Below are 7,453 nucleotides of genomic sequence, written 5' to 3' on the forward strand. Positions count from 1 at the left end.
TATTGATTACCTTGATGATTACCATGTGTACTTTACCAATGGTGAAGCTCTCAAAGCAGATGTTGTGTTTATTAGTATTGGCGAAAAGCCTGATCTGTCGTTTTTAGGTGACACAGTTATGGTAAATGAGCGGGGGGCGATAGTTACTGCTGAAAAATCCTTCAAAAGTTCGGACCCTAAAATTTATGCCACGGGTGATATCATAAAGCAAGGACTTATTACCGATGCTATTGGGATGGGTAGATTGGCTGCAATGGAGATACATGCAACGCTTGCAGATGAAGATTTTATCTATCCAGAAAAAACGCTGGTGCCAAAACGGCGAATTAACATAGCATATTTTGGTGGTGAAACACGTGAAGTTGATAGATGTATAAGCTGTGGAACCTGTATTTACTGCGATAAATGTGTAGAAGCTTGCCCACAGGGAGCCATTACACGAAATGGTGAAATCTTTACTATTGATGCAGAACTATGTACAGCCTGCTATACCTGCGTCAATGTATGTCCCCGCGGTGCACTGCAGCCGGGTGATTTTGATGCAGTAGTATCGGATGTCCTTTTTAAGAAGTGATAGAGTGAAAAATTAATTTCTTGCAAATACTATTTAGTAAAGTACTATATGTCTGTAAATAGTGTAGCTGCCTTTAAAGCTAATCCCTAATTTGTTGGGAAGCAATACTACTTGTCATTGCGAGCAAAGCGAAGCAATCTCATTGTTTTGAAGGGATTGCTTTGTTACTTCGTTTCTTGCAATGACGGGGAGGCATAAGTCATTGCGATGAAGCGAAACAATCTCATTGTTTTGGAGGGTTTGCTTCGTCACTTTGTTCTTCGCAATGACGAGGAGGCAGAAGTCATTGCGAGCAAAGCAATCTCAGTATCACAAAAGGCGGGATTGCTTTGTTACTTCGTTCCTCGCAATGACGGTGAGATTGCCACGCGCCTTCGGCGCTCACAATGACTTTTACTCTGTCATTGTGAATCCCGATATATTACACACTATCGGTAAAATAATAGATTGTTACATAAATGTTAAATATTGTACCATTTGCCATGAATTAAACACTACACTGTTGACTTTTTATGAACACAATATTCATTGAAGCTATTATGACAATATAGTTTAAAAAATCTAAGAGAGGTTTCCATTATGAAGCGTTTTATAAAGAACATTGCGTCTGAGCGGGAATATGTCATTACACGGGAAAAGGAGATGCCTGTTTCCCAGTATTATGGTGAGGATACCTTTAATTTTAAAGTAATGCGTCAGAAGTTACCAGCAAATGTATGTAAAAAACTAATGCGCATTATTAAAGAAGGTGAAAGATTAGATCCTGAAATTGCCGATACAGTTGCCCATGCTATGAAGGAATGGGCCATAGAAAAAGGTGCTACCCACTTTTGCCACTGGTTCCAGCCAATGACAGGTGCAACAGCAGAAAAGCATGATTCATTTTTAGAATTTACTGAATTTGGTGAAGCAATTGAGCGGTTCAGCGCCGAAACTCTGGTGAAAGGCGAGCCTGATGCTTCTAGTTTCCCTAGTGGGGGGTTGCGCTCAACCTTTGAAGCGCGCGGGTACACTGCATGGGATCCTTCAAGCCCTGCATTTATTCTTCGCAGTGGAATAGGTGCTACGCTGTGTATTCCCACCGTCTTTCTTTCATACACAGGGGAAGCGCTGGATAAAAAAACACCACTACTGCGCTCTATCAATGCAATCAACAAAAGTGCACTACGAGTTATGAGGTTACTGGGCAATGACAAAGCAACACGGGTAATTTCAACAGTTGGACCAGAACAGGAATATTTTTTAATTGATATGGATTACTATTACAAACGCCCGGATCTAGTATTGACAGGGCGGACACTTTTAGGTGCTGCACCAACAAAAGGACAACAATTAGAAGACCATTACTTTGGTAGCATTAAAGAAAGAATATTGTCATATATGCATGATGTGGAAGAGGAACTGTATAAGTTAGGTATACCGGCCAAAACACGTCACAATGAAGTTGCACCAAGCCAGTATGAGATAGCACCAATATTTGAAGAAGCAAACATTGCGGTTGATCACAACCATTTAATAATGGAAACACTGAAGCGTGTTGCACAAAATCATCGTTTGGCTGCGCTGCTTCATGAAAAGCCGTTTGCTGGCATCAATGGTTCGGGTAAGCACTGTAACTGGTCATTGTCGGATAACTTAGGCAATAACCTGCTCAATCCCGGCCATTCACCGCAGGATAATGTGCAGTTTTTAGTATTCTTAACTGCGACAATACGGGCTGTGTATTATCATGCAGATTTATTGCGTGCATCAGTTGCATCCAGTGGCAATGACCATCGGTTGGGTGCCAATGAGGCCCCACCAGCAATTATTTCAGTATTCCTGGGTGAACAGCTTACTAAAATACTCAATGACATTGAACAGGGAGTCATAAGCAAGGCAACCAATAAAGCCATAATTGATTTAGGTCTTTCTACTCTACCGGTACTCAGCAAGGATAATACCGACCGCAACCGTACCTCACCATTTGCTTTTACTGGCAACAAGTTTGAATTCAGAGCAGTTGGCTCTTCGCAATCTATAGCGTTTCCAGTAACTATCCTGAATACCATAGTTGCTGAAAGTCTTGATGTACTTGCAGATAAAATAGAAACCAAGGGGGGTGATGTACGGCAGGCAGCAATTGATGTGATTCGTGATGAAATTAAGAAAATAAAACCTGTGCTTTTCATGGGCGATAATTACTCAAAAGAGTGGGAAGAAGAAGCAGCACGGAGAGGGCTGCCCAATAAAAAGGTAACCGTGGAGTCCTTACCTGATTTCATAACTGACAAGGCAATAAAACTATTTGAAAAGTATGGTGTACTCTCACCTGTTGAATTAGAAGCACGATATACTATACGGCTTGAGCGATACATAAAAGAGATGGACATAGAAGCAAAAACCATGCTTGATATGGTGCGCACTAAAATTATTCCGGCAACAATGCGCTATCAAAGCTCAATTGCTTCATCATGTTTACGGATAATTGATCTGCTTGGTGATAAAGCACTTGATGCTCAGAAAAAAATGTGTGCCACAATAACTACACTAAACAATGAAGTCATCAATGAAGCAGATGTCCTTGATGAGCTTATTGCAAAAGCTGGCAATATTCATGATGAGCTTGAAAAAGCAAAATTCTATGCATATACTATAAAAGAACAGATGAACACACTGCGTGCTAAAGCCGATATGCTGGAAACACATACAAGTGATTATCTGTGGCCATTCCCACGTTTCTGGGAGATGCTGTTTATATCATAGATAAATAAAATCTGCAGGGGGGTGTCCCAAAAGGCAACTCTGTATAATGATGATTGTCCATAGCGTCATTGCAAGAAGCAATAGCGACGAAGCAATCTTTCCGATTGTAGCAATGAGATTGCTTCGCTACGCTCGCAATGACACATCGGCCAATCCCGTCATTGCGAGGAGCGTTAGCGACGAAGCAATCTCATAGTTTTAATGAGATTCTTCGCTCAGAAAGACAATAAATAATGCACGCATAGCACGTGTATCGAGGTGACCGCATATAACCAAACCCCCGGAGGGGGTGACATAATTGCCAGCAAACCAATGATGGTATAGCCCCACCAAACCCCCAGAGGAGGTGAAATTATTATTGTAGATAAGGTATGCAACCACCCAATCAAACCCCTGGAGGGGGTGACATTATTATAGCAAAGATGACATTATCACCACCCCACCAAACCCCCGTAGGGGTTGAAATTATTTTAACAAAACAATGATGGTGTAGCCCAAACCAAACCCCCGGAGGGGATGGCATAATTGCAAACAAACCAATGATGGTGTATCCAAACCCCCAGCGGGGGTGAAATTATTATTGTAGAGAAGGTATGCAACCACCCAATCAAACCCCCGGAGGGGGTGACATTATTATAGCAGGGTAAAATTATTATATGATTCAAAAATAAAAAAAAGCTATCTAATATAATACATATTTTTTATTTCTTCTGTCAATAAGCTGCACATATTTATAACGATCACCTGACAGTGCATTATCCAGCAATCGGTACCCTTCTTTCTGACATCTATCACATGCATCCAGTGGTATCTCAATACCTAAGGATAATGGGTTAACCGTGGAAGTTGTTTCAATTTTAAGCACTCCGCGGCATTCTTCGCACACCATGATAGATTCTAACTGCATCTCACGGATATTATCAGTGTCATAATAAATTTCTTTTTTTCGCACATCGTAGTTACCCGGCATAAGTTTAAATGATGGTTTTTTGCATTCTTCATACCGCTTCATCACCTGGTCGCAAACCCGTTTTATGTATTTTGTAATCTCCTTATCCTGAGTAAGATCTTTTTGCGAATAATCAGGTTCATGTACATATAAATAGTCCAGTCCTGCCATAGCAAGCGTTATGCCTAAATTGACATATGGTAATGCTCCCTGAATGGAATACCCACCTTCAAGTACTGCAATATCAGCATTGAGCATTTCAGTTAGCTTGGCATACCCCAATGCAGAAAAGTTCATGTTAGTGATAGGATCAGAGTAGTGGTTGTCCTGTCCTGCAGAATTAATAATAAGATCAGGCTTAAAATCCTTTAAAATGGGAACTACCACACGTTCCATTGCCATTAAAAACCCTTCATCTGAGGTGTTGGGTGGCAGTGGAATATTAATGGTGGTGCCCAGTGCGTTTGGTCCACCTAACTCATGGATGGCACCGGTTCCCGGATACAGCGTACGTCCATCCTGATGCATGGATATATACATAACATCCCTGTCGTGCCAGTAGATGTCCTGAGTGCCGTCGCCGTGATGGCAATCAGTGTCCACAATGGCAATTTTTTTTACATTGTAGTGTTCACGAATATACTCAACCATAACTGCTTCAATATTGATATTGCAAAAACCTCGTGCTCCGTGAACCACCTTCATGGCATGATGGCCCGGCGGGCGCACCAGTGCAAATGATTTGTTTACAATTTTATCCATTACCAGCGTTGCAGCCTTTATGGTGCCACCAGCGGATATTAAATGCGATTCTGTTGTTACTTTTGCAACATCGGGAAAGCAGAAATGTGTTCGCATGATATCATCATGACTGGCAATATCAGGCTTGTACTGCATAATACCTTCAATATCAAATACGCCTTCTTCATTCAACTGGTCAAGTGTGTATAATAACCGTTCCTCACGCTCAGGGTGCAACGGGTGTATTGCCCAGTCAAAGGCTGGAAAGAAAACTATACCCAATGTTGATTTTGCTTTCATATTTTGAGTATATCCCTGCATTGATGTAAAATACCTGGTTTTACCTGGCAGTGAACTCGGATGTTTTTGCCGGTAGTTTCAAAACCTTCTACCATGTTGAATGAATACACCTGCAAAATTTCAATTTCACGTTCTTTTTCATCAACACCTATTGATTCTAAATACTGCATCATGTAGTTAGTTGCATCCTCAATGGCATTATCAACATCATAGTGTTGTGGTATGCGGATATTGACATTAAGGTTTGGCACCAATAGCCTGCCGCGCTGAGTATCAGCAAAAAGCTCAATATCAACAGTGGTGCGTGCAACAGCAGCACCGATAGCATTGGCCACTTCAGCGTACTGTGGCACTTTGACGTTCCAGCCAAATCGTTGCGTGATGTGATGAGCCAGTGTTTTTGCAGGCCCACCAATAAGGTAGATAGTTTTTGGTTTTAGCACTTTCCCTTTGAGGAATTCATGAATGGTATAGACCGGTCGTGCATTAACTTCATCAATCATTGCCATGACTTCATTATATATAATGTCAAGAGCGTAGGTAATTGCCTGCTGCGCTATATCCTGTGAAGATATTCCTGATTTTTTTTCAAGAGCATACATGCCCTCACGGGAACGTTCAGTATCCTTGAAGTTAATGGTGCCTATAACGTTAAGTGCATCAATAATTGTTGGGTTGTGTCCACCTTCTGCCATTGACATACCTAAGCGTTGTGGACCGGCAGTAACCGTACCACCTTCAACCTTTATTGCCGAATCACCACCAATGCCAATTGACTTTGTCTTTAGTGAACGCACCAGTGTATTATGGGTGTTTAATCGTATGCCGTCTTTTTCAATTAATGGAGCACCATCAGCAAATAGAGCAATATCGCATGATGTACCACCAATATCAAGCATCACCGCATCTTCAGTGATGTTACACAGTGCCATGGTACCAATGACGCTTGCAGCAGGACCGGACAATATTGATTCAACAGGAACAGTGCGGGATACGTGCAGCGGTATGGTACCTCCATCGGCTTTGAGTATATTAACAGGAGCTATCGCCCCCAGTTCCCTCAGGCTTTCTTCAATAGCGTGTGAAAATTTATTATACAGGCGCCACACGGCAGCATTATAGTATGCTGTTGCAATACGTCGCGGGAAGTTAAGATTGCCTGATAATGTATGACCTACGCTGATAAAATCTGCATCGTCAAGTTTTTGCTGTATATATTGCTCATGAACAGGATTGCGGGTTGAAAATTTTGAAATAACGGCAAAAACTTTGATGCCCTTTTTGCGGCACTTTTTTATGGCCTTTTCAAGCTGCTTAAGATTTAGCAAAGTGATTTCAGTGCCCCTGTGATCAATCTGGCCGCCTATGGTATAATACTGTGAGCCAATTGAATAATGGAGTGGATTAATGCCGGGGCCACCGGATACCAGTACGCCAACCTCTTCGCATTTGTTTTCAATAATTGCATTGGTGGTAAGGGTAGTGCTTAAGTTAACTCGCTTTATAAGAGAAGGGTCAATGCCAGTTAAAACATTTTTGAAAGCCTGATTTATACATTCAAGCAGGTTATGGTGTGTGGTTGCAACTTTGGTGTGTGCAACAATTCCTGACCGGTGTATAATAACAGCGTCAGTATGAGTCCCTCCAACATCAAGTCCTAAATACATTCCATAACCTTGCGTGCAATATAAATTTTTACAAGTATCACAACCATTTATTTGAAATAAGTACTCACATAAATAATTTTAACAAACCTGCTATAACTCCTAGTATGGTAATCGTTTGAGCAATAAATAGTGTAACAACCCAGCGTATGGTGCTAACTTTACTGTTGTAAATTTCAATTGTTAAATCCTTTCGCACTGTTTCAATCTCTTTGGTAAGTTTGAGCTCGGTTTCTTTTATTACGTTGGTAAGTTTAAGTTCGGTTTCTTTAATTTCGTTGCGGACTGTTTCAATTTCTTTGGTAAGTTTAAGTTCGGTTTCTTTAATTTCGTTGCGGACTGTTTCAATTTCTTTGGTAAGTTTAAGTTCGGTTTCTTTAATTTCGTTGCGGACTGTTTCAATTTCTTTGGTAAGTTTAAGTTCGGTTTCTTTAATTTCGTTGCGGACTGTTTCAATTTCTTTGGTAAGTTTAAGTTCGG

General features: G+C 41.0%; 5 protein-coding genes. 2 read left to right on the top strand and 3 right to left on the bottom strand.

All coding sequences use genetic code 11. From position 1 onward, the window contains the following. The coding region (locus AB1444_15765) for a 4Fe-4S binding protein (protein ID MEW6528112.1) at window positions 1-574 on the top strand (574 nt) is incomplete at its 5' end. Window positions 575-1,153: 579 nt separating this feature from the next. After that, entirely contained in the window at window positions 1,154-3,319 is a 2,166-nt protein-coding gene (locus AB1444_15770) for a glutamine synthetase III (protein ID MEW6528113.1), read from the top strand. A 682-nt stretch (window positions 3,320-4,001) separates the two neighbouring features. Here the strand turns inward: AB1444_15770 and AB1444_15775 are convergent. From AB1444_15775 to AB1444_15785, 3 genes are all read right to left on the bottom strand, one after another. Continuing rightward, entirely contained in the window at window positions 4,002-5,309 is a 1,308-nt protein-coding gene (locus tag AB1444_15775) for a histone deacetylase (protein ID MEW6528114.1), read from the bottom strand. Further along, on the bottom strand, window positions 5,306-6,976 hold the full coding sequence (locus tag AB1444_15780) for a hydantoinase/oxoprolinase family protein (GenBank protein MEW6528115.1): 1,671 nt from the start codon (window positions 6,974-6,976) through the stop codon (window positions 5,306-5,308). The genes AB1444_15775 and AB1444_15780 overlap by 4 nt, the downstream gene beginning before the upstream one ends. 64 nt (window positions 6,977-7,040) lie before the next feature. Then, window positions 7,041-7,453, bottom strand: a 413-nt coding sequence (locus tag AB1444_15785; GenBank protein MEW6528116.1) for a hypothetical protein, incomplete at its 5' end; no start/stop codon positions are given.

It is taken from the genome of Spirochaetota bacterium (genome assembly GCA_040756435.1).
In the GTDB taxonomy this organism is placed as follows: domain Bacteria; phylum Spirochaetota; class UBA4802; order UBA4802; family UB4802; genus UBA4802.

Bases quoted from the DNA above. Each gene is read 5' to 3' on its own strand.
- AB1444_15770 (MEW6528113.1), top strand. From the start codon at position 1,154: ATGAAGCGTTTTATAAAGAACATTGCGTCTGAGCGGGAATATGTCATT.
- AB1444_15780 (MEW6528115.1), bottom strand. From the start codon at position 6,976: ATGTATTTAGGACTTGATGTTGGAGGGACTCATACTGACGCTGTTATT.
- AB1444_15775 (MEW6528114.1), bottom strand. From the start codon at position 5,309: ATGAAAGCAAAATCAACATTGGGTATAGTTTTCTTTCCAGCCTTTGAC.